We start from the raw sequence: 21,138 nt of genomic DNA on the forward strand, positions 1-21,138 counted from the left end.
TCTGGCAGAGCACTAGCCGGTACTGCTGGCGCTGGGGCCCGGGGTGCGGAACGGCGAGGACTGCACCGGGGTCGCCGACGGCACCGGCGGGGCCGCGGACCGCGAAGGGGTGGGCGGGAGTGCCGACCGCGTCCCCGACGGGCCCGCCGAAGCGCCCGGCGACGGCGTCGACCGGGTCCCCCGCCCCGTGGCCGGGGGCGACGGCACCGCCGACGGGGCCGGGCTGCCGGACGGGCCCGGCCCCGGGCCGGGGGAACCCGGGTCGGGCGGCGCGGCCGGCGGCACCGGGCGGGCGGGCGGCGCGTCCGGAGCCAGGACGGCGTACCCGGCCACGGCTGCGGCCGCCGCGGCCAGTCCCGCCAGCGGCACCGCCCAGCGCCGCGACCGCAGCCACACCAGGGGGGCCGGCCGCCTGGTGTGCGGCCCCGGTGGAGCCGCGGGGCGCAGCCCGCGGACGGTGATCGAGGCCGCCCGGGCGTCGAGGGCGGCGCGCAGCCTGCGCTCGACCGGTCTTTCGCCCGGACGGTCGCCCGTGGCCCCGACGGGGCGCTCGCCGTACGTCATATGCGTCCCTCCAGAATCCGTTCCAGCGCGTCCAGGGCGCGGCTCGCGTTGGACTTCACCGCGCCCCGGCTGATCCCGAGGGTGGCGGCGATCTCCGCTTCGCTCAGGTCGGCCCAGTAGCGCAGCACCAGGACCTGCCGGCGGCGCGGGGTCAGTCGGGCGAGCGCGGCCAGGACCTCGCGGTGGGCCTCGTCGAGGACCACGTGCTCCTCCGCGGACGGCAGGTCGTGCACCGCGGGCGGGGTCCAGGCACGGGCGGTGCGCCTGCGGCGCAGAACGGACCGGGAGGTGTTCACCACGGCCGTGCGCAAGTAGCCCAGTGCATTGTCGACCTCGGCGATGTCCTCTCCGTGGCGGCGGTACAGGGCCGTGAAGGCGTCCTGCACCACGTCCTCGGCGGTGGCCAGGTCGTCGACGAGCAGGACGGCCAGGCGGACCATCGACAGCCGGTGGGCGTGGTAGAGCTCTGAGACCGTCGGCCGCGGCGGATCGCCGGGGTCGGCCCAAGTGCCCTCGAACGCGGACCGCCCGCCCCGGTACGCGAGCCCGGGCCCGTACGGCGGTGCGGCGGCGGGCGGCGGGACGGCCGGGGCGGGGGCGGCGGCGGGGGCGGGCCGGTCATGGCGCAGCGCCCACGCCCGCAGGCCCCGCCACACCCGGCCGAGGCCGGGCGCGAGGGGCCGTGCGAGGGGTACCGGCGGTGCGAGGTGGAGCACGGAGGTCCTCAGCCGTTGGCGCGGCGCCGGACGGCGTACAGGGTCCCGCCCCCTGCGGCCAGGAGTATGGCGGCTCCGGCTCCCAGGGCGACGGTGGCCGCGGAGGACCCGGTCTGCGCGAGCTCGCTCCCGGCGGGCGAGGGGGTCGCGGTCGGCGTCCCGCCCGGCGGCACGCTCGGGGCGGCGCTCGGGGCGGTGCTCGGCACGGCCGTCGGGGGGACGCTGACCGAGGGCGTCGGCCGGCCGCCGGGGGCGGTGCTCGGCGGTGCGCTCGGCACGGCGCTCGGAGCCGTGCTGGGCACGGCGCTCGGCGGCACGCTCCGCGTCGCGGTGGGCGCGGGCGACGGCGTGGCCGAAGCCGCGGGCGCGGCGGACGCCGGCCCGGCGAGGGCGGCCGCCGCCCCCGCGGCCACGACGGCGGCTGCGGCCGCACGGAGCAGCGGGGAGCGGGCGGGCACGAGAACGCGCTTGGGGTTGGTCACGGTGGTTCTCCACGGTCGGGGCGAGGACGCGGATTGACGCCCTTCACCCCCGCACGACGCGCGACCCCCGGCGAGGTTGCCGCCCTCGTCAGAAAAATTCCTGCGGACTTCGGATCGGGCGGCACGGGGCCCGGGAGCGCCCCGGTTCACCCCGCCGACAGCGGGATCCGGCGGACGACCTCGAAGCTGAGGTTGCCGTACGTGGTGAAGAAGGGTGCGGCCGCGAGCTCGGTGGCCCCTCCCGCCTCGCGGGCCAGGACCTTGGGCCGGCGGGCGGTCCGGTCCAGGTCGGGCGCGTGTCGGCGGCCCAGCCGGACGGTGCGTGCCACCCCGTCCGCGCGCACGCTCAGGAAGCAGTCCCACAGGCCCGGCGGGAGGGGCTCTCCGGCCGCCACGGTGGCCAGGTCGAGCTCCGCCAGGAACCCCGCCATGTCCAGCTCCGGATCGTGCTCGGCGAGCTCGGGGGCCGGGCACGGGGCGGCGGGCACCGCGTACTCTCGGCCCGTCTCCCGCTCGCGCAGGACGAGTCGGCTGTCCATGCGGTCGGTGCCGAGGCTCTGGATGTAGGCGTGCCCGGTCAGCCGTACCCGGCGGCCCTGCCAGGTCATCGACGCCAGCTGGTGCTGGGCCTTCAGGTGACCGGTCACGTCGAACAGCACGTCGGGCAGGCGTGCGGTGGGATCCCGGAAGAGGGGGTAGCAGCGGTAGACGCGGCCGTTCTCGACGATCTCCCGCGGCGCCGGCTCCTGTGCCGGGTCGTACTCCACCAGTTGCTCGAACGCGGGGAGGGGGCCGCAGGCGAAGGCGTAGAGCCGGATCCAGTCGATCCGCGGCAGTTCGCCGCCCATGTCGGGGGTCCAGTACGTCTCCACCAGCGTCCGCGCCCGCGTGTAGACCTCGGCCGTGTACGCGGGGTCGGTGTGCCGGGCCGCGACGGCCGGACGCAGGGCGGTGCGCAACAGGCTGCGGAAGTGGCGGCCGAGCATCCGGCGCCGTCCCACCGGGTCCTGCACGCGGTCGGCGACGAGCGCCATGACGCGTTCGATGTGGGCGACGGTCTCGTGGGCGGTGCGGGTGCGCGAGGTGAGGTTGCCGCCGTCGTCGCGGCGGCGCAGGTAGTAGCAGTCGTAGTCGCCGACCACGGATATCTTCCCGGCGGCCAGGAAGACCGAGGTGACGAAGATCTGGTCCTCGCCGTACCAGAGGTCCTCCGGGTAGCGCAGCTGAGCGTCCTCGATGGTCTTGCGGCGCATCAGCTTGGCCGAGTGCAGCGAACGGTAGACCTCCGAGGTGTAGAGGTCGGCCTCGGGGGCGTGCTTGTGGGCCTTCTCGGAGACGGTCCGGCCGAGGCCGACCTGCCGGGCGAGGACGAGGTCGCTGCCCTGGGTGTCGGCCATGGCGAGCAGCCGCTGGAGGGCCTCGGGACCCAGCATGTCGTCGGCGTCGGCGAAGAAGACGTACCGCCCGCGGGCCAGGTCGAGGGCGCGGTTGCGCGGTCCGCCGGGGCCGCCGGAGTTCGGCTGGTGCAGGACGCGGATCTGCGGGTGGCGTGCCGCGAAGCGGTCGAGTTCGGCACCGCTGCCGTCGGTCGAGCCGTCGTCGACCGCGATGACCTCCAGGCGGGCGGGCCCGAGCGTCTGCGCCATGACCGATTCGAGGCATTCGGTCAGGTACGGCATCGCGTTGTACACGGCGATGATCACGGACACGTCGGGCACGAACTGGTGGTACATGCCCCGAGCATAGGGTTCGCCGCGTACTGCTCCCGCAGCCGGGACCCGGCCACGGCGGCGGGGCGCTGCTAGGAGTCGGTCGGCACGAGGACGACGGCCGTGCCGTACGCGCACACCTCGGTTCCCACGTCGGCGGCCTCGGTCACGTCGAACCGCATCATGAGCACGGCGTTCGCGCCGCGGGCCTTGGCCCCTTCGATGAGCCGTTCCATGGCCTGGTTGCGGGTCTCGACCAGGGTCTTGGTCAGGCCCTTCAGCTCGCCGCCGATCATCGACTTCAGGCCGGCGCCGATCTGGCTGCCCAGGTGGCGCGAGCGGACGGTGAGCCCGAAGACCTCCCCGATCACCCGGTCAACCCGGTATCCGGGGGCGTCGTTGGTCGTCACGACCAGGACTCCGGTCTGCTGGGCCGCGGGGCCGCCGGTGTACTCGTCGATACCCATGGCCCCCACTGTGGCGGCGGGCCCTGGGCCGCGCATCCGCAGGGCGGCCGACCGGGTGTCAGGGCACTGGCTGGAGCGGACACCAATTCACGTACACCAGAGCGATACGAATTGGGCATTTCAGGCGAAACGGCGGTGAGCCGGCGGGGCGGTGCGGTGCGCCCTCGTCATAGTCGTCCCTGGCGACCGTCCGGTCGCCGCTCCGGACCGCGGCGCATCGCGGCCGGGCGGATGCCTTCGCAGAGGAGCCTGCACATGCTGAAGCCCACCAGGACCGTCCTCGCTCTCGCCGCCGGAAGCCTGGTGCTCGGCTTTGGCGGTGCGGGTGCTGCCGCCGCGGACGGCAACGGCTCGTCGTCGCGCGATCTCCACCTCGTCGAGCCGGAGAACGGGTCGTCGGGGAAGCACCTCGGCCGGCACTACACCGTCGGCAAGGTCGTCTCACGCGGCTCGCTGAAGGTCAGGAGCCTGCCGACGGCCGACTCGCGCTCCGTCGGCGAGGTCGGGTCGGGCCGCAAGGTCGCGATCCTGTGCAAGGTGCACGGCCAGGGGGTCGACGGCAACGACATCTGGTACCGCCTGCTGGTGGAGGAGCACGAGGACTCCCACAACGGCCAGAAGGACGAGGACGAGAAGGACGACAAGAAGGAGGAAGAGAAGGAGGAGGTCGACCAGGACGAGGAGCAGGCCGGGCAGGAGGACCTCGACGAGGGGGAGGCCGAAGAAGAGGAGGCCCCCGAGGAAGGCGCCGAGGAAGACGTCGACGACGAGCTCGCGGAGGACTCCGACGAGGAGGCGGCCGTGTCCGCCAAGCGGGCGAACAGCGGCAAGGAGAGCCACAAGGCGTGGGTCTCCGCCCGCTACGTGAAGAACCTGGACCGGGTGGGCTCCTGCGACTGACCCGCACGGTCCCGCGACCTACGGTCAGTCCTCCGGGCGTACGGCGCGCGGCCCCACGCACTGCGCTCCGTACGCCCGGACCCGGGCCCGCAGTTCCCGGTCCGCCGTGACCACGGTGCAGTCACGCCCGCTGTCCGCGAAGGACGCCACCAGCTCCACGATCCGGTCGTCGCCGCTGCCGGGCGCCGAGTCCACCCGCACTCCGGGCACGGACCCGACCCCCCGGGCGGCACCTTCGACGACGAGGACGACCTCCTCGCCCGCCACCGGGTCGCGCTCCGCCAGCCGGTCGCGCAGCCGCTCGGCCGCGCCCCGCCGGTCGCGCCACCAGCCGTCCGGGACGGACCCGACGACGTTGGCACCGTCCACGATCAGCACGCTCACGGTCCCAGTATGGGCGGCGGGCTAGAAGTCGCCGTAGTTGACCTGCCAGGTGGGCAGGCCCATCCGGCGCCAGACCGCGACCACCCGGTCCCGGTCGTCCAGCGACACCCGCACCGCGTACCGGTGCCGCACGTGCGCGTCGAACAGTTCGGCCTTCACGACGTCGTCGCGGCGCGTGTCGCCGGCCGGGCGCATCCACAGCTCGTCGTACGGCACCCCGTGGCGGGCGAGCCACGCCTCGGTCTGCGGGCGGTGCTCCTCGCCGCGCCCGGACAGCAGCACGATGGTGTCGCCCTCGGCGCGCCGGAAGGCGTCCAGCGCGAAGCGCACCGGCTCGTTCAGCTCGTCGATCTCGCAGCGCGAGAAGTCGTACGGGTTGCGGTCGCCGGTGAGCGCGAGTGTGCCGTCGATGTCGCACATCACCGCCGGGGGCAGGGAGGGGTCGGCCACGTACGGCTGCACGGACGGCGTGTCGTTCAGCCATTCGGCGGTGAGCCGCCAGCCGCCCTTGCGTGCCTTGGTGTGCTTGTCGGCGAGGATCCGGATGATTTCCTCGCCCACCGGCCGTTCGCGCCCGGCGTCACGGCGCAGGCACTCCTCCACCGGTACGTGGGTGAAGTCGTGCACCACGAAGGTGGCCCGGCCGGCGACCGCGGCCTTGAGCCTCTTGGGGATGTGCGAGGTCAGGTGGGTGTTGTCGACGACGACGTCGAAGCCGTCCTCGACGGCGGCGCTGACCGCCGCGTCCTGGACGGCCAGGACGGTCTGCTCGTGGCGGTACGAGCGGCCCCGCTCGGGGTCCGGTATGTCGAGCATGGTGCGCAGGTCGTCGAGGTTGACGCGGCGCATCCGGCCCGCGGCCTCGGTCTGGAGGGCACGTGCGGCGGTGGTCTTCCCCGACGCCGGCAGCCCCGTCATGACGTGGACGACGGGTCGGACGGGCTCTTCGGGTCGTGCGGACACGGGTCAGTTCTCCTCATCGGTCGTGAACGGGTCGGACGCCTGCGGCCGCACGTGGCGCCACACGACGAGATCGGTCGGACGGTCGTCGAGACGCAGGAACACCGCCGCGCGGATCCCGCCGTCGGGCAGTTCCTTCGCGGCGCGGGCGAAGGCGCCGCGGTCGGGGGCGAGGTGCGCCAGCTGCGCGAAGGCCTCGTCGACGGCCTGCTCGCGCCGTGCCGCCTCGTCCTCCAGGCGTGCGATGACCTGGCGCACCCAGGCGTCGAACTCGTCCGGCACCTGTTCCAGCAGCGCGTCCAGCGGCTTTCCGCCGGAGGCCTCGACCTCGGCGAGGGTGCAGCCCAGCGCCTGCGCGACCTGCTTGCCGGGCAGGTCGGCGAACCGCTGGATGCCGTGGCTGCGCCAGATGTCCCGCTCCGTGACGCCGGTCAGCACCTTGTGCAGGCGCACGTACTCGGAAAGCTTGGCCTTCGCCCGCACGCCGGAGGCGAAGCGCAGCACGAACCCTTCGGCGTCGGTGCCGGTGGCGGGGCGTCCGCCGGGCATCGTGCTCGCCTCGGTCAGCGCGACGAGCTCCTCGATCGGCATGGCGGGCCACAGGGTGACGACCGATCCGATCCCCTCCCAGTGGCCGGCGGCCTCGCCGAGGGGGACCTCGGTGCCGTCGGGGCCGAATGCGGCGAGGAGCACCAGGTCGCGACGGTCACCGTAGTCGACGACGATACGGTTCTGCGGGTACAGGATCTCGGCGAGGTAGGTCGTGCCGGGCACGAGGGCCGAGGTGTCGCGACCGTCGAGGCGGCGCTGTGCCCAGACCGCCTGCGTGCTGATGAACGAGCCCTTGGACGCGACCCGCCACGCGCCCGCGTAGTGGAAGACCACCGCGAGGCTGCCGTCGACCTTCTCGTACACCTCGAACGGCTCGTCGGGCAGGGCCGGGGCGTAGGGCTGTCCGGACTCGTGCTCGCCGACGTTGAAGAACTTCGGCAGCGGCAGGGCGACGACGGCACCGGTGGTGTCGTCGGCGACCAGTCCGCGGCAACGGACGGTCACCTGGTTCCAGACCCGCTCGTACTGTGCCGTCCGGGTGTACGTGTAGATGGACAGCGGCAGTTCGGGGTGCGTCTTGCGGCTGACGTGTCCGGCGTCGATGGCTGCCGCCAGCTCCTGCCGGGGCATCAGGTCGTTCAGAGTCAGGTAGGCCTGGCTGTGGCCCATGGGGTCCCTCCCGTTTCGAGATGTCTCATTCTCGACTGCGGGAGGGAGTGCCCGGTACCGAATTACCGCTGGTCGCGGGGCGCGGAGGCCGAGGTTCCGCGCCGGCCGCGGGCTGCGCTCAGGTGGACACGCAGAGTTCGTTGCCCTCCGGGTCGGCGAGGGTGGTCCAGGTGAAGGGGCCCTGGCGGCCGTCGTGGAGGAACGTGGCGCCCTTGGCGAGGAGGCGCTCGACCACGGCCGCCGGGTCGTCGGAACCGGTGCGGACGTCGAGGTGGACGCGGTTCTTCACGGTCTTCGGCTCGGGGACGAGCTGGAAGATGACGCGGGGCGCGCGCTCGGTGCCCTCGGGATGGCGGATGGCGGCGCCGGTCCTCCAGACGAGCCTGCCGCGGTGGGTGGTGGTGTCGTCCTCGGCGGCGTGCCCCGCCGCCACGGTCCGGCGGATGAATGCCTCGTCGGTCGGCTCGACTTCCCAACCGAGGGCTTCCGCCCACCAGTCCGCGAGGACGTGCGGGTCGGCGCTGTCGATGGTCACCTGGAATGTGTAGGCCATGGACCCGACCCTACCGAGGGGCACTGACAACGCCGTGGAACGGATGCTCAGGGCGCTGGCCGAGCTGTTGTTCCCGCCGCGGGACGGCGGCGGGGGCGGTGCGCACGGGGCTCTGCCGCCGCTGCTGGTCGGGCTGACGTTCGTGAGCGGGCTGGTCGACGCGGTGGGCTTCGTGGGCTTCGACCGGGTGTTCGTGGCCAATATGACCGGCAACGTGGCCCTGCTCGGCTTCGCGCTCGCCGGCGACCGGCAGTTGTCGGCGGCCGCCTCCCTGATGGCGCTCGCCGCCTTCGCGGCCGGGGCGGCGACGGCCGGGCGGATGCGCCGCGACCGTCCGGCCGCGCGGCTGTTCGGGCCGCTGGTGGCGGTGCAGGCCGTATTGGTGGCGGGCGCGCTCGCAGTGTCCTCGGCCGGGGCGGGACCGCTGCCGTCGGTGGGGCTGCTCGCCCTCGCCATGGGTGTGCAGAACGCCGTCGTGCACCGGCTGGCCTTGCCCGATCTGACGACCACCGTCGTCACCCGGACGCTGACGGGGCTGGCCGCGGACCGGTGGGGTCCGGCCGCGCGGCGCCGGCTGGTGTCGCTCGGGGCACTGTTCTGCGGGGCGCTGTCGGGCGGACTGCTGACGCTGCGCCACGGCCCGTGGGCCGCCCTGGCGCTGACGATCGCCCTGCTCGCGGGGATCGCGCTGGCAGGCGGAGCGGCGGGCGTACCGACAGACGGTCCGGACGGCGGTTCGGCAGGTCCGGTCAACGGGCGCCGTGACGGGTGACGGCGAACACGACGAGGGTGAGCAGCCATGCGCCCACGGCGACCCACAGCAGCACCTCGCCCAGGCCGAAGAGCCCTGCCGTACCCGTCGGACCGGCCGCCGACAGGCATGCGGTGGCCGTCATGCCGAGCGGGAACACGGTCGCCCAGCGCCGGACGTCGTAGTGGGGCCGCCAACTGCGCAGTTCGGCGGCCAGCAGGAGCACGTACCAGATCAGGGCCAGCGTGAGGGTGACCAGGGCGGCCCAGCGCAGCGCCGTGTGCCACGGGTCGGTCCAGGGCACCGCGATGAGCTTCGACGCGGCCAGGGCCGAAATGGCCAGCGCGCCGCCCGCCACCCAGTGGTCGCCGGCGCCGCGCACCACCTCGCGCAGGTCGAACCGGGCCAAAGCCTGCCCGTAGAACAGCAGGCCGGGGCAGAAGGCGCCCAGGGCGCCCGGGGCGAGCCAGTCGCCCATGCCCGCGAGGGTCAGGGTCGCGGCCAGGACGGCGAGCCCCTGGGTGGCCACGCAGACCAGGAACACGGCCCCGGGCATCTGCCGCTTCCAGTGCCGTACGACGCCGATGGTCAGCCAGGGCCACAGTGCCGTGGCGGTCGCCAGCAGGACGGCTGCAGCGGTCTGGCGGCCCAGCATCGAGATCCGGGAGCCGAGCACGCAGGTGGCGGCCACTGCGGTCAGCGCCGCCGGGGTGTGGGCGGCGGCCCGGAACCGCGGCCGGTCGCGGATCAGCCGGCAGGCGAAGGCGGACGCGAAGAGCAGCCGGAGCACCCCGGCGACGGCCAGGGCTGCCAGGGAGGGCGCCTCCCGGCCGATCAGGTGCAGGCCGACGGAGAGGATGCCGGGCGCCATGACGGCGCCGCCCGCGGCCGGGCGCAGTTCCATCATCGGGCGGGGCCGGGCAGGGAGCGTAGCCGCTCCGCCCGCGCTCGGGCCACCCGGGTCAGCCGTCCTGGGCCCGGGCGGCCGTGAGGGTGAGCATGGCCCCCTCGGGGTCTCGTATGGTGACCCAGCGCTCGGTGGCGCAGGAGACGATCGTCGACAGGGTCGTCCCGCCGGCCGCGATGGCCGCGTCGATGGCCTCGTCGAGGTCCGCGACGCCGAAGTAGACGTGCCAGCGGGGTCTGGACTCGGGGGCGTGCGAGGCGGCGTCGGGGCCCAGTCCGCCGTTCAGCCGGGCGACGGGCTCACCCGCCTGTCGCAGCACCACCTGGTCGTCCTCGTACGAGACCTCGCAGCACCCGACGCGGCCGGTGGCCCACTCCAGTACCTCGCCGTAGAACATCGCGGACTCGAAGGCGTCACGGGTGCGCAGTTCGAGCCAGGCCGGTGCCCGGCCGCGGCCCACGCGCCATTCGGCCGAGACCCGGCCCTCCCAGACGCCGAAGACCGCGCCGTCCCGGTCGGCCGCGACGGCGCCCCGGCCGCCGCCGGCGAAGGTGACGGGGCCGACCGCGATCGTGCCGCTGCGCTCGCGGATCCGGTCCGTGGCCACGTCGGCGTCGTCGACGGCGAAGTACGGCGTCCAGGTCGGCGCGCCGGCCAGGTCCCCGGCCAGGGCCCCGATGCCGGCGACGGCGACGCCCTCCAGCTCGGCGATCGTGAACGCGTCGCCCGAGCGGGTGGGCCGGAACTTCCAGCCGAGGACCGCGCCGTAGAAATCCTGTGACCGCTGCAGGTCGCGGGCCATCAGGCTCACCCAGCACGGGGCGCCGAAGACCTCTCTCGTAGAAATCTCCACGACTCACGCTCCGTCCTTGTCCCGCCCATCCTCGCGTCGGGTGAGGCGGCCCGCACGTCGGGCACGGCGGTACGGCAGTGGCCGTCCGCGCGGCCGTCCGGTGCTGATACCACCATGATGCGCCTCTGACGGGAGCACCGTGTCTGAATTGATCCGCGTTGACCACTTTCTGTAGCGTTGTGGCCACTCCGGGCGGCTCGCCCGGCCCTCTCCTCCCCCTCCCTGCGACGGCGAGGGATCCGACAGGAGGTGCAGCCGGTGCCGGCGTCGACGCGGACGACAGGACGGAAGGCCGGAGCGGGGCGCGAGCCGGGGGCGGGGCTCAGGACCGGGGCGGGGCGCTCGGCGGTACGCGGGGCGGAGTGGCTGGACGCGCGGTTGCCGCTGGCGGAGCTCACCCGCTCGGTGCTGCGCAAGGTCTTCCCCGACCACTGGTCGTTCCTGCTGGGCGAGATCGCCCTCTACAGCTTCGTGGTGCTGCTGCTGACCGGGGTGTACCTCACCTTCTTCTTCGATCCGTCGATGGCCGAGGAGGTCTACCGGGGCTCGTACGAGCCGCTGCAGGGCGTGCTGATGAGCCGGGCGTTCGCCTCCACGTTGACGATCAGCTTCGACCTGCGGGGCGGGCTGCTGGTCCGCCAGATGCACCACTGGGCGGCGATCGTGTTCGTCGCCGCGATCGGGGTCCACATGCTGCGGGTCTTCCTCACGGGTGCCTTCCGCAGGCCGCGCGAGCTCAACTGGACGATCGGCGTCACCCTCTTCCTGCTGGCCCTGCTGGAGGGGTTCGCCGGCTACTCGCTCCCCGACGACCTGCTGTCGGGCACCGGTCTGCGGATCGCCCAGGGGATCACGCTGTCGGTCCCGGTCGTCGGCACGTACCTGAGCATGCTGGTCTTCGGCGGCGAGTTCCCCGGTGACGACATCGTGCCGCGGCTGTACGCGCTGCACGTCCTGCTCGTCCCGGGCCTGCTGCTCGCCCTGGTCAGCGTCCACGTGCTGCTGGTCTTCGCACTGAAGCACACCCAGTGGGCCGGGCGCGGCAGGACCGGCCGCAACGTCGTCGGCCTCCCGTTCTTCCCGAACTACGTGGCCAAGTCCGGCGGGCTGTTGCTCGCCGTGGCCGGTGTGGTCGCGGTCCTCGGGGGTGTCGCGCAGGTCAATCCGATCTGGGTGTACGGCCCCTACCGGCCGGACCTGGTCTCCACGGGCTCCCAGCCGGACTGGTACATCGGCTTCCTGGAGGGGTCGCTGCGGCTGATGCCGGGCGTGGAGACCCGTCTCTGGGGCCACACGGTGAACTGGAACCCCCTGCTCACGGCGGTGGTCCTGCCGGGGCTGCTGTTCGCGGTGCTGTACGCGTACCCGTTCTTCGACCGCTGGATCACGCCCGGGCCGGGCGAGCGGCACCTGTGCGACCGGCCGCGCGACCGGCCGGTGCGCACCGGGCTGGCGGTCGGGGCCCTGTCCGGCTACGGGGTGCTGCTCGTCGCGGGCGGCCAGGACATCGCGGCGTTCGTCTTCGACGTGCCGGTCGCCGCGGTGACCTGGACGCTGCGGGCGGCGTTCTTCGTGCTGCCGGCGGTCGCGTTCTGGACCACCAGGCGGCTGTGCCTGGCGCTGCAGGCCCGGGAGGCCGCGGAGTTGGCCGGGGGCGCCGAGTCGGGGCTGGTGGTCCAGGGGGTGGAGGGCGGCTTCCACCCGCAGCACCGGGCGCTGTCGGCCGACGAGCGCTACGAGATCCTCGTCCGGGAGAGGCCGCAGCCCCTGGCGGCGGGCCCGGAGCCGGCGGTCGGTGCGGGCCGGCTGCGGCGCCTGGTGGGGCGTGCGCGGTCAGCGCTGTCCGCCTGGTACTACGCCGACCGGGTCCGCTATCCGGTGACCGAGGAGCAGCGGACCCGGGTCGAGGACGCCCTGGCGGGCCCGGACCGGCGGCCGCCCGCGGACGGGGGCTGAGCAGCCCGGGGCCGCCCCGCGGCCCCGGGCCCGCCACCCGCCCTGCTACTGCGGGTGGTCGAGGGTGCGGAAGGCGAAGCCGACCACCGCGGGGAGCAGGATGCCGAACCCGATCAGGCACAACCACAGCCCCTGGACCACACCCAGGCCGATCAGGGCGCTGCCCGCGGCCGCCGTGACGGGGAGGTAGGTACGGCCCGGGAAGAACGCGCGCCGCCCGCCCGCTTCCCGCACCTCGGCCGTGTGCCGGTCCTCCGGCCGGCTGCCACCGCGCCGGTGCTGCCGCCACAGGAAGGCTGCGATGAGGGCCGACATGAGGAACGACACGGCCAGGGCGGCGGTTCCGGCCGGCTCCCCCGAGAACCAGGCGTAGACGGCCATGGTGACCGCGAAGAACAGGGCGGTCCCGGTGAACAGCCAGGCCTCACCTTTCACGGGTGACCTCCGGGTGGTGCAGGTCGAAGGCCGGGGATTCGGAGCGGATGCGCGGCAGGGTGTGGAAGTTGTGCCGGGGCGGCGGACAGCTGGTCGCCCATTCGAGCGAACGCCCCCATCCCCACGGGTCGTCCACGGTCACCCGCGCGCCACTGGTCTGCGTCCGCCAGACGTTGTAGAGGAACGGGAGGGTGGACAGCCCCAGCAGGAAAGCGCCGATGCTGGAGATCGTGTTGAGGACCGTGAACCCGTCCCCGGCCAGGTAGTCGGCGTACCGGCGGGGCATGCCGGCCTCGCCGAGCCAGTGTTGGACGAGGAAGGTGGTCTGGAAGCCGACGAAGAGGGTCCAGAAGTGGATCCGGCCGAGCCGCTCGTCCAGCATCCGGCCGGTGAGCTTGGGCCACCAGAAGTAGAAGCCGGCGAAGGTCGCGAAGACGATCGTGCCGAACAGGACGTAGTGCAGGTGGGCGACGACGAAGTAGCTGTCGGTCAGATGGAAGTCCAGCGGCGGTGAGGCCACGAGGACGCCCGTCAGCCCGCCGAGGAGAAAGGTGACGAGGAAGCCCACCGACCACAGCATCGGGGTCTCGAAGGAGAGCGACCCTCTCCACATGGTGCCGATCCAGTTGAAGAACTTCACCCCCGTCGGTACGGCGATCAGGAAGGACAGGAGGGCGAAGAACGGCAGCAGCACCGCGCCCGTGGCGAACATGTGGTGTGCCCACACCGTCGCGGACAGGCCGGTGATGGCGATGGTGGCGCCGATCAGGGCGGCGTAGCCGAACATGGGCTTCCGGCTGAAGACGGGCAGGATCTCGGTAACCACCCCGAAGAAGGGCAGGGCCACGATGTAGACCTCCGGGTGACCGAAGAACCAGAAGAGGTGCTGCCACAGCAGGGCGCCGCCGTAGGCCGCGTCGAAGACGTGCGCGCCGAGCTTCCGGTCCGCTTCGAGGGCCAGCAGGGCGGCGGCGAGCACGGGAAAGGCCAGCAGCGCCAGGATCGACGTGAACAGCACGTTCCAGGTGAAGATCGGCATGCGGAACAGGGTCATCCCGGGCGCGCGCAGGCAGACGATGGTGGTGATGAAGTTGACCGCGCCGAGGATGGTGCTCACACCGGACACCACCAGCCCCATCACCCACAGGTCCGACCCGGGACCGGGCGAGTACACGCCCCCGTTGAGCGGGGCGTACGCGAACCAGCCGAACGCGGCCGCTCCTTGCTCGGTGAGGAACCCCGACACGACCATCAGGCCGCCGAAGAGGTACACCCAGTAGGTGAACGCGTTCAGCCGGGGGAAGGCCACGTCGGGCGCGCCGATCTGCAGCGGCATGACCGCGTTGGCGAAGCCGGTGAAGGTCGGGGTGGCGAACAGCAGCATCATCACGGTGCCGTGCACCGTGAACAGCTCGTTGTACTGCTGGTTCGAGAAGATCTGGTTGCCGGGGCGGGCGAGTTCGGCCCGCATGAGCAGGGCCAGGACCCCGGCGAACAGGAAGAAGGCGAAGGCCGTCACGAGGTAGAGGTTGCCGATCACCTTGTGGTCGGTGGTCGACAGCCAGCGCAGCAGCGCCGCGCCCTGGCCGATGCGCCGTTCGGTGCGCTGTCCGGCCGCAGGCCGGGCGTACCCCTCGGGTACGGAGGACGGGGCCCCGTGGGGTGAGGGGTCCACTGACGTCATCCGGCCTCCCGAGCCTCGCCGCCGCACCGCGGCCCGGCGGCCGCCGTACCGGTACCCCCTCTGCTACAGGCTGCGGGGGCGCGGCCGCGCGGCGGCGCGCCGCAAAGTGGCCCGGTCGGACCGGCCTGCCGGGCGCCGACGGGCGGGCGGGGCCGCCGACGCGGGCAGCCGGGTTGCCGACGGGGCGGGCCGGGTTGCCGACGGGGCGCCGGGTCAGTCCGCGGCGTCCTTGGTCGTGATGAGGTCCGTGAGGCCCCGCATCCCGCCGTCGGTGAAGGCACGGCGCTGCCGGTCCGCGGGGGTCCCCTGCTGGAGCAGCCGGTGCAGCAGGGCGCTGACCTCCCGCAGGTCCCCGGCCTCCTCCAAGGCCGGGGTGATGTGCTGGATCAGCATGTAGAGCACGTCCCCGGCGCTCTGCCGGTGCCCGCCCGGGTCGAGGAGGGTGCCGCTCAGCCCGTAGCGGGCCGCGTGCCACAGGGAGGCCTGGAGCAGTTCGGGGGCGCAGACGGGGAGCGGCGCGCCGGCCTTCTCCTCGTTGACCGCGGTGGTGATCAGGCCCCGGGCGATGCCGGCGAGCAGGACGGCGTCGTCGGCCTCCAGCTGCACGTCCAGGCACCGGATCTCGATCGTGGGGTAGCGCTCGGACAGCCGCGCCTGCCAGTACAGCTGGCCCCGATCGGCGATCATCCCGGACTCCACGAGCGCGTCGACCCGCTGCTCGTAGTCGGCGAGCGAGTCGAAGAGCGGTGGCAGGCCGCTGACCGGCCAGCGGCCGAAGACGATGGTGCGCCAGCTCGCGAAGCCGGTGTCGCGCCCGTCCCACATGGGGGAGTTCGCGGACATCGCGAGCAGGGTGGGCAGCCAGACCCGCAGCCGGTTCATGGCCGCCACGCCGGTGTCCCGGTCGGGGATCGCGACGTGCACGTGCATCCCGTTGATCAGTTGTTCGTCGACCAGCCGGCCGGCCTCCTCGCGCATCTTCAGGTACCGCGTCTCGCGGGTGACCGGCACCGGCACGCCGGCCCGGAGCGGCACCGTGGCCGTCTTGGCGACCACGCAGCCCTCCTCCTCGGCGGCCGCCGCCACCGCGTGCCGCAGCCGCAGCAGGTGGCCGCCGACCTCCTCCAGGTCCGTGCAGACCGGAGTGGCGACCTCCACCTGTGCCTGGAGCAGCTCGTGCTGCACCTCGCCCTCGTCCACCCAAGTACCCAGGCCCGCCCGGGCCCGTACCTCCTCGGCGCAAGCCACCGGGAGGTGGGTGGCGGGGTCCAGCAGTACGTACTCTTCCTCAACCCCGACCGTGGTCATGTCCCGCCGTGCTCCTCGCCGAAGTACCCGAGCCGAACCCCGTGTCGAACTCCCTGTCGAACTCCTTGACGAGTGCCCCGCAGAAGGCATCCAGGTCCGCCGGTTTTCGGCTGGTGACCAGGGTGGCGGGGGCGGCGCGGCAGACGCGGACCTCCTCGTCCACCCAGGTGCCACCGGCGTTGCGGATGTCGGTCGCCAGGCTCGGCCACGAGGTCAGCGTGCGGCCCCGTACGACGTCGGCCTCGACCAGGGTCCAGGGCGCGTGGCAGATCGCCGCGACCGGTTTGGCCGCCTCGAAGAACCGCCGGACGAACCGGACGGCCCCCTCGTGCAGGCGCAGGGCGTCCGGGTTGGCCAGGCCGCCGGGCAGGACGAGCGCGTCGAAGCCGTCCGCGGCAGCGGCCGCGTCGTCGCCGAGCACGTCGTCGACGTGGTGGCGGCCGGCCTTCTCCAGATGCCGGAAGGCGCGGACCTCCCCCGGCTTCGTGGAGACCAGCCGCGGTTCCCAGCCGGCGTCGAGCACGGCTTTCCACGGCTCGATGAGCTCGATCTCCTCGACGCCCGCGGGCGCCGTCAGAAAGGCGATGCGCACCAGGCTCACTTCCTTCGGTCCGGGGCCCGGGCCGACCGGTCCCCAGGTGGGTTCCGCGTCTGCCCGGTAGGACTCACCTCAAGCATGGCAGGGATGTGCGTCGGCGGAACTCCGGGAAGCCGGCCGTCCGGCGTCCGGCCGCCTCCTTCGGGCGAATCCGCCGAGGGGTGCGTGCGCCGTCCGGCCCTGCGTGGCACCTCGTAGGGCGACGGCCCTTCGCCACCAGCAGAGGCGGTACACGCGTAGATGAGCAGGCGATCCGGAGCGCGGCCGGACCGCCACGCGGCGGATCCGCGCGGGGACGGCCCGCGCTCCTCCGTTCGGGTGGCGGGCCGCCGTGCCCGCACCCGGTACGGGGCCGCGGCACGTGGGCGCGGACGGCCGGCGGCGGACGGGGGCTCGGGGGCGGGCGCCGGTGCCGGTGCGGGCCCGGTGTCGCCGGCACTGCGGACGGCGGCGGCGTACGCCTGGCGGCTGCTGGTCCTCGGCGCGGCCGTGTACGCGGTCTTCGCGGTCCTGGGCCGGTTCCACGAGTTGGCGGTGGCCGTCTTCCTCGGCCTGGTCGGGGCCGCGCTGCTGCGTCCGGTCGCGGACCTGCTCGACCAGTGGATGCCCCGCCCGCTGGCGGTGGCCTGCTGCGTCATCGGGAGCACCGTGCTCCTGATGGGGGTGCTCGCGGGCATCGGCGAGACGGTGGCCGTGCAGTGGCATTCGCTGGTCGCGGAGTTCCGGATCGGCCTCGGCCGGCTCCAGGGATGGCTGGACCGGGCCCCGTTCGGCCTGGCCCCGGACGCACTGACCGACCTGCGCGAGCGGATCGGCTCCTACCTCACCAGCCACCGCACCTCGCTGCTCAGCACGGCCTGGGACAGCGCCGGCCGGGTGGCGCACGGGCTGACCGTGGGCGCGCTGGGACTGTTCTGCGCGGTGTTCTTCATCGCGTCGGGCGAGCGGCAATGGGACTGGTTGTGCCGCCAGCTGCCGCCGGGTGGGCGGGTCCGGGCGGAGGTCGCCGGGCGGGCGGCGTGGCGGGCGTTCACCGGGTACACCCACGGGATCGTGCTGGTGGCGGCCACGAACGCCGTGCTCGTCGGGGTCGCGCTGTACGCCCTGGGGGTCCCCCTGGCGGTGCCGCTGGCGCTGCTGGAGTTCTTCCTCGCGTTCATCCCGCTCATCGGGTCACCGATCGCGCTGGCGGTCGCGGTGGTCGTCGCACTGGCGTCCAAGGGGCCGCTGGTCGCCGCGCTCGTGGTCGCGCTGATCGTGCTGATCGGGCAGCTGGAGGGGCACGTGCTGCACCCGTTGGTGATGAGCTGGGCGGTACGGCTGCACCCCCTCGTGGTGGCACTGTCGGTGGCGGCGGGGACGATCGCCGCGGGCCTGGTGGGCGCCGTGGTGGCCGTACCCCTGGTGTCGGTGGTGTGGGCGGTCCGCCTGGCCCTGGGGAAGCGGGCGGGCGGGGCCGGTCCGGCGGCGCCCGGCGGGAGCTGAGGGCGCCCGGCGGAAGCTGAGGGCGCCGGGCGGGAGCTGAGGGCGCCGGGCGGGAGCTGGCCCGGGCCACCCGATGGGCCTGGTCCGCGGCCGATCCGACGGGCTGCTTTCGCCGCGGTCCCGCGCGGGTATATCCCTGACGAACAGCTCACGAGACGGCCGGGTCGCACGGCGGTGCGGCGCGACCACCCGTCGGAGGAGCCGATATGCGCTACGCAGAGGTCACCGAAGGAATCCCGCAGGACACGTTGAGTGTGAGCACCGGCGAGGCCCGCGCCCTGTCGGAGACCCTTTTCCGCAGGCTGCGTGCCCTTGAGGAAGGTACGGCCGAGTACTCCTACGTGCGCAACACCCTCGTGGAACTCAACCTCAGCCTGGTGAAGTACGCCGCCCGCCGCTTCCGTGGCCGCAGTGAACCCATGGAAGACATCGTCCAGGTCGGGACGATCGGGCTGATCAAGGCCATCAACAGGTTCGACCCGGAGCGGGGCGTGGAGTTCACCACCTTCGCCCTGCCGACCATCACCGGGGAAATGAAACGGTTCTTCCGCGACACCAGCTGGGCCGTCCGGGTACCGCGGAGGCTCCAGGAACTGCGGATAGGCGCCGCCAAGGCGCACGACGCCCTGGAGCAGGACCTCGGCCGCGAACCCACGGAGGGTGAGATCGCCGAGCACCTGAACGTGAGCGAAGAGGAGTTCGCGGAGGGGCAGAAGGCGGCGCACGCGTATTCGGCGCGCTCCCTGGACGCCCCGGCACGGGAGGACGGCGACCGGCAGCCCGGATCCGACCGGCCCTCGCTCGGCGAGGAGGAGACCGCGTACGACCGCATCGAGTGCCTGGAGTCGCTCAAGCCGGTCCTGGCCACCCTGCCGCAGCGCGAGCGCACGCTGCTGTCGCTGCGCTTCGGGGACGAGCTGACCCAGTCCGAGATCGGCGAACGGCTCGGGCTGTCCCAGATGCACGTTTCCCGGCTGCTCAGCCGGACCCTGGCCATGTTGCGGGCGAGCCTGCTCGAGGACACGTGACCGCGTTCAGCCCGCTCCGTCGGGCCGCCGTCCAGCGCTGCGTCGTCGAGGTGTCCGTCCAGCGCGCCGTCCAGCGCGCCGTCTAGCGCCGTCGCCTCGGAAGCGGTGCCGCCACCTCCGCCCAGACCGTCTTGCCGGTCCCGTCGGGGCGGGGGTCCCAGCCCCAGTTCCGGGCGAGCCGGTCCACGACCAGCAGGCCGTGCCCGCCGGGGAGGGCGGGGTCGGAGGCCGTTCGGCGGCGGGGGTGCTCGGGGCTCCCGTCGCCGACTTCCACGCGGAGCCGGTCGGAGCTGGCCCGCAGGACCAGTTCGCTGGGGCCGCCCGCGTGTACGCAGGCGTTGCTCACCAGTTCGGAGACCATCAGCAGGACGTCCTCCAGCAGGACGTCCTCGGCGGCTCCGGCCCGGTCCGGATCGTCCGGGTCCGCCTTGCCTCCGCAGCGTCCGTCGGCGGCCTCCCGGTGGTTCCCGGAAGATCGGGCGATCCAGTGCCAGGCCGCGAGAGCGTCCACGGTGAACTGGCGGCAGCGGGCCACGACGCCTCCGGTTGCGCTACCGAGAGCCAGCCTGCGGATCTCCTCGCTCATGGCATGGTGCCCCGTTCCTCCTTGCCGTGCGACCTGCCGAAATCCGCCTACCCTGCCGGGCCGAGAACATTCGCCGGGTCGGTCCGGTTCAGGTGGCGGGCGCGCCGTCGGCCCGCGCCTGGAGCCGGTGCCCCTCGGGCACGGGCAGGACGGCGTCCAACCGGCGCAGGCTGGCCCTGCGCTGTACGAGGGACAGCCCCGCGACCGCCGTGCCCAGCGCTACCCAGCCGGCCGGTCCGGCCGCCATGACGGCACCGGTCAGCAGCAGCGGTCCGACGGCCTTCTGCACGGACGAGGAGAGCCCGGCCACTCCCAGGTACGAGGCCCTCGCGTGCCGGGGCGCCAGTGAGACCGCGAGTTCCCACGAGCTCACGGAGCGCACGAGCTCCGCTGCAGTGGCCAGCACCGCGGCGGCGAGCAGGGCGAGCGCGGCGGCCGGGGCACCACGGGCGGGGGCGAGGGCGACGGCGGCGCAGCAGGCCAGCAGGAGGATCCCGTACCAGGTGGCGGCGCGCGCGGCCCGGCGCGGCTCCTCGACCTTGGCGGACACGGTCAATTGAAGGGCGACGACGAGGACGGTGTTGATCGCGAGGAGGGCCGGCACGAGGGCGTGCGGCGCGTCGGTGCGGTGGACGAGCCAGAGCGGCAGCCCGACGTTGAGGATGGCGTCGTCGAGGTTCAGGGGGACGTCGAGCAGGACGAAGCGGAGGTAGCCGCGGTCCCGCCACGGGCTGCGCCCGCCGTCGGTGGGCGGCGGGGGCGCGGCGGCCGGTGCCGGGGCGATCAGGCGGCCCCGGCCGTGCGGCTCCCGGGTTTGCCGCACCAGCGCGGCGGCCGCCAGGAAGGACAGCGCGTTGCCGAGGATGAGCAGCTCGTACGCTTCCCTGGTGCCGACGGCGAGGCCGAGGGCGGCGATTCCCGCGCCGACGGCATAACCGGCATTGGCCGCGCTGCGCGAGAGGGCCTGGTAGGTGGCGCGCCGTTCGCCGGCGACCCGGGTGGCGAAGAGCATCTCCAGCGTCTTGGCCGCGCGGTCCCCCAGGTGGGTGAGGGCGACGACGAGGACCAGCACGTCGAAGCGGCTGACCACGAGCAGGGTGCAGAGTGCCGCGAGGCGCAGCAGATGGCAGGAGATGAGCAGCGGGCGCAGTGGGAAGCGGTCGGCGAGGTGCCCGGCGAGCGGTGAGCCGGCGATGCCCGCGAGGGCGCCGGCCCCGAGCAACAGGCCCAGCCGTCCGGCGTCGAGTCCCACGACGAAGGTGAAGAACAGGACCGACGAGGCCGCCCAGAGGCCGGTGCCCGTCCGGTCCAGCAGCTGGCCGAAGAGCATGATCCGGGCGTCGCGGCCGCCGGGCGGGCGGCGCAGCTGTGCGATCAGGCCCTTCCTCCCGCCGTCGCACGCCGACGCGTGTCCTCCGCCGCGCCGCCGTTTCATCCCCGCCTCCGGAATCGCCGAAAGTATCTCGACATCGAGGTACTTCGGGTCAGCTTCCCGGACATCAATCTCGACGTCAAGATACTTAGCGTGGCGCTACGCTGGTGCCGGAGGCCGTAGCGGGCCGTCGGGCCGGGGAGTTGGGGCCGGGGGCGG

22 protein-coding genes are annotated in these 21,138 nt (G+C 73.6%); 5 read left to right on the top strand and 17 right to left on the bottom strand.

All coding sequences use genetic code 11. The features are described 5' to 3' along the window. Positions 1-12: 12 nt before the first annotated feature. From ACFV7Q_RS02040 to ACFV7Q_RS02060, 5 genes are all read right to left on the bottom strand, one after another. The gene (locus tag ACFV7Q_RS02040) at positions 13-564 is read right to left on the bottom strand and encodes a hypothetical protein (RefSeq protein ID WP_385422569.1); all 552 of its coding nucleotides are present in this window, start codon (positions 562-564) and stop codon (positions 13-15) included. After that, positions 561-1,280: an RNA polymerase sigma factor gene (locus ACFV7Q_RS02045; protein ID WP_385422571.1), complete on the bottom strand. Its 720-nt coding sequence runs from the start codon at positions 1,278-1,280 to the stop codon at positions 561-563. The genes ACFV7Q_RS02040 and ACFV7Q_RS02045 overlap by 4 nt, the downstream gene beginning before the upstream one ends. Positions 1,281-1,288: 8 nt before the next feature. After that, positions 1,289-1,762, bottom strand: coding sequence for an LAETG motif-containing sortase-dependent surface protein (locus ACFV7Q_RS02050; protein ID WP_385422573.1), 474 nt, complete (start codon positions 1,760-1,762; stop codon positions 1,289-1,291). 146 nt (positions 1,763-1,908) lie between these two features. Then, positions 1,909-3,495, bottom strand: a complete 1,587-nt coding sequence (locus ACFV7Q_RS02055) for a glycosyltransferase family 2 protein (RefSeq protein WP_385422575.1) — start codon at positions 3,493-3,495, stop codon at positions 1,909-1,911. 68 nt (positions 3,496-3,563) lie between these two features. After that, entirely contained in the window at positions 3,564-3,938 is a 375-nt protein-coding gene (locus tag ACFV7Q_RS02060; RefSeq protein ID WP_385422577.1) for a YbjQ family protein, read from the bottom strand. Between the two features lie 255 nt (positions 3,939-4,193). On the opposite strand from ACFV7Q_RS02060, the gene ACFV7Q_RS02065 reads away from it, so the two are divergent. After that, positions 4,194-4,838 carry a hypothetical protein gene (locus ACFV7Q_RS02065; RefSeq protein WP_385422579.1) on the top strand — a complete coding sequence of 215 codons (645 nt, stop codon included), beginning with the start codon at positions 4,194-4,196 and terminating at the stop codon, positions 4,836-4,838. A gap of 24 nt (positions 4,839-4,862) precedes the next feature. On the opposite strand, the gene ACFV7Q_RS02070 is transcribed toward ACFV7Q_RS02065, so the two are convergent. From ACFV7Q_RS02070 to ACFV7Q_RS02085, 4 genes are all read right to left on the bottom strand, one after another. Beyond that, positions 4,863-5,222 carry an NTP pyrophosphohydrolase gene (locus ACFV7Q_RS02070; RefSeq protein ID WP_385422581.1) on the bottom strand — a complete coding sequence of 120 codons (360 nt, stop codon included), beginning with the start codon at positions 5,220-5,222 and terminating at the stop codon, positions 4,863-4,865. A 21-nt stretch (positions 5,223-5,243) separates the two neighbouring features. Beyond that, a complete protein-coding gene (locus tag ACFV7Q_RS02075) occupies positions 5,244-6,185 on the bottom strand; it encodes an AAA family ATPase (protein ID WP_385422583.1) in 942 nt (313 codons plus the stop codon). A gap of 3 nt (positions 6,186-6,188) precedes the next feature. Continuing rightward, positions 6,189-7,403, bottom strand: a complete 1,215-nt coding sequence (locus ACFV7Q_RS02080; RefSeq protein WP_385422584.1) for an RNA ligase — start codon at positions 7,401-7,403, stop codon at positions 6,189-6,191. A 118-nt stretch (positions 7,404-7,521) separates the two neighbouring features. After that, positions 7,522-7,956, bottom strand: a complete 435-nt coding sequence (locus tag ACFV7Q_RS02085; protein ID WP_385422586.1) for a VOC family protein — start codon at positions 7,954-7,956, stop codon at positions 7,522-7,524. Between ACFV7Q_RS02085 and ACFV7Q_RS02090 the strand changes: the two genes are divergently transcribed. Then, positions 7,955-8,728 carry a YoaK family protein gene (locus ACFV7Q_RS02090; RefSeq protein WP_385422588.1) on the top strand — a complete coding sequence of 258 codons (774 nt, stop codon included), beginning with the start codon at positions 7,955-7,957 and terminating at the stop codon, positions 8,726-8,728. The two genes, ACFV7Q_RS02085 and ACFV7Q_RS02090, sit on opposite strands and share 2 nt — an antisense overlap. Here the strand turns inward: ACFV7Q_RS02090 and ACFV7Q_RS02095 are convergent. Both ACFV7Q_RS02095 and ACFV7Q_RS02100 read right to left on the bottom strand, forming a co-directional pair. Beyond that, complete coding sequence (locus tag ACFV7Q_RS02095) at positions 8,706-9,614, bottom strand: tellurite resistance/C4-dicarboxylate transporter family protein (RefSeq protein ID WP_385422590.1); 909 nt, start codon at positions 9,612-9,614, stop codon at positions 8,706-8,708. The genes ACFV7Q_RS02090 and ACFV7Q_RS02095 overlap by 23 nt on opposite strands. 55 nt (positions 9,615-9,669) lie before the next feature. Further along, positions 9,670-10,467, bottom strand: coding sequence for a VOC family protein (locus ACFV7Q_RS02100; protein ID WP_385422591.1), 798 nt, complete (start codon positions 10,465-10,467; stop codon positions 9,670-9,672). 258 nt (positions 10,468-10,725) lie between these two features. Between ACFV7Q_RS02100 and ACFV7Q_RS02105 the strand changes: the two genes are divergently transcribed. Next, positions 10,726-12,423, top strand: coding sequence for a cytochrome bc complex cytochrome b subunit (locus ACFV7Q_RS02105; protein ID WP_385422593.1), 1,698 nt, complete (start codon positions 10,726-10,728; stop codon positions 12,421-12,423). Positions 12,424-12,468: 45 nt separating this feature from the next. On the opposite strand, the gene ACFV7Q_RS02110 is transcribed toward ACFV7Q_RS02105, so the two are convergent. From ACFV7Q_RS02110 to ACFV7Q_RS02125, 4 genes are all read right to left on the bottom strand, one after another. Then, the gene (locus ACFV7Q_RS02110; protein ID WP_385422595.1) at positions 12,469-12,858 is read right to left on the bottom strand and encodes a cytochrome c oxidase subunit 4; all 390 of its coding nucleotides are present in this window, start codon (positions 12,856-12,858) and stop codon (positions 12,469-12,471) included. After that, positions 12,848-14,542 (bottom strand): cytochrome c oxidase subunit I, encoded by a 1,695-nt coding sequence (gene ctaD, locus ACFV7Q_RS02115; RefSeq protein ID WP_385422597.1) that lies wholly within the window; start codon positions 14,540-14,542, stop codon positions 12,848-12,850. Before ctaD ends, ACFV7Q_RS02110 begins: the two co-directional genes overlap by 11 nt. Positions 14,543-14,755: 213 nt before the next feature. Then, positions 14,756-15,850: a glutamate--cysteine ligase gene (locus ACFV7Q_RS02120; protein ID WP_385422599.1), complete on the bottom strand. Its 1,095-nt coding sequence runs from the start codon at positions 15,848-15,850 to the stop codon at positions 14,756-14,758. After that, positions 15,831-16,442, bottom strand: a complete 612-nt coding sequence (locus tag ACFV7Q_RS02125; protein WP_385422601.1) for a type 1 glutamine amidotransferase domain-containing protein — start codon at positions 16,440-16,442, stop codon at positions 15,831-15,833. Before ACFV7Q_RS02125 ends, ACFV7Q_RS02120 begins: the two co-directional genes overlap by 20 nt. A gap of 432 nt (positions 16,443-16,874) precedes the next feature. Here ACFV7Q_RS02125 and ACFV7Q_RS02130 point away from each other — a divergent pair, with 432 nt between their 5' ends. Continuing rightward, complete coding sequence (locus ACFV7Q_RS02130; protein ID WP_385422603.1) at positions 16,875-17,933, top strand: AI-2E family transporter; 1,059 nt, start codon at positions 16,875-16,877, stop codon at positions 17,931-17,933. 206 nt (positions 17,934-18,139) lie between these two features. After that, complete coding sequence (locus ACFV7Q_RS02135; RefSeq protein ID WP_385422605.1) at positions 18,140-18,961, top strand: SigB/SigF/SigG family RNA polymerase sigma factor; 822 nt, start codon at positions 18,140-18,142, stop codon at positions 18,959-18,961. 82 nt (positions 18,962-19,043) lie between these two features. Here the strand turns inward: ACFV7Q_RS02135 and ACFV7Q_RS02140 are convergent, their stop codons facing one another. Then, entirely contained in the window at positions 19,044-19,547 is a 504-nt protein-coding gene (locus tag ACFV7Q_RS02140) for an ATP-binding protein (protein ID WP_385422607.1), read from the bottom strand. A gap of 88 nt (positions 19,548-19,635) precedes the next feature. After that, positions 19,636-20,982: an MFS transporter gene (locus ACFV7Q_RS02145; protein ID WP_385422609.1), complete on the bottom strand. Its 1,347-nt coding sequence runs from the start codon at positions 20,980-20,982 to the stop codon at positions 19,636-19,638. Positions 20,983-21,138 lie beyond the last annotated feature (156 nt).

It is taken from the genome of Streptomyces sp. NPDC059851, assembly GCF_042732005.1.
Lineage (GTDB): Bacteria > Actinomycetota > Actinomycetes > Streptomycetales > Streptomycetaceae > Streptomyces.

Bases quoted from the DNA above. Each gene is read 5' to 3' on its own strand.
- ACFV7Q_RS02095 (WP_385422590.1), bottom strand. From the start codon at position 9,614: ATGATGGAACTGCGCCCGGCCGCGGGCGGCGCCGTCATGGCGCCCGGC.
- ACFV7Q_RS02080 (WP_385422584.1), bottom strand. From the start codon at position 7,403: ATGGGCCACAGCCAGGCCTACCTGACTCTGAACGACCTGATGCCCCGG.
- ACFV7Q_RS02085 (WP_385422586.1), bottom strand. From the start codon at position 7,956: ATGGCCTACACATTCCAGGTGACCATCGACAGCGCCGACCCGCACGTC.
- ACFV7Q_RS02060 (WP_385422577.1), bottom strand. From the start codon at position 3,938: ATGGGTATCGACGAGTACACCGGCGGCCCCGCGGCCCAGCAGACCGGA.
- ACFV7Q_RS02055 (WP_385422575.1), bottom strand. From the start codon at position 3,495: ATGTACCACCAGTTCGTGCCCGACGTGTCCGTGATCATCGCCGTGTAC.
- ACFV7Q_RS02040 (WP_385422569.1), bottom strand. From the start codon at position 564: ATGACGTACGGCGAGCGCCCCGTCGGGGCCACGGGCGACCGTCCGGGC.
- ACFV7Q_RS02090 (WP_385422588.1), top strand. From the start codon at position 7,955: ATGGACCCGACCCTACCGAGGGGCACTGACAACGCCGTGGAACGGATG.
- ACFV7Q_RS02145 (WP_385422609.1), bottom strand. From the start codon at position 20,982: ATGAAACGGCGGCGCGGCGGAGGACACGCGTCGGCGTGCGACGGCGGG.
- ACFV7Q_RS02120 (WP_385422599.1), bottom strand. From the start codon at position 15,850: ATGACCACGGTCGGGGTTGAGGAAGAGTACGTACTGCTGGACCCCGCC.
- ctaD (WP_385422597.1), bottom strand. From the start codon at position 14,542: ATGACGTCAGTGGACCCCTCACCCCACGGGGCCCCGTCCTCCGTACCC.
- ACFV7Q_RS02135 (WP_385422605.1), top strand. From the start codon at position 18,140: ATGCGCTACGCAGAGGTCACCGAAGGAATCCCGCAGGACACGTTGAGT.
- ACFV7Q_RS02065 (WP_385422579.1), top strand. From the start codon at position 4,194: ATGCTGAAGCCCACCAGGACCGTCCTCGCTCTCGCCGCCGGAAGCCTG.
- ACFV7Q_RS02140 (WP_385422607.1), bottom strand. From the start codon at position 19,547: ATGAGCGAGGAGATCCGCAGGCTGGCTCTCGGTAGCGCAACCGGAGGC.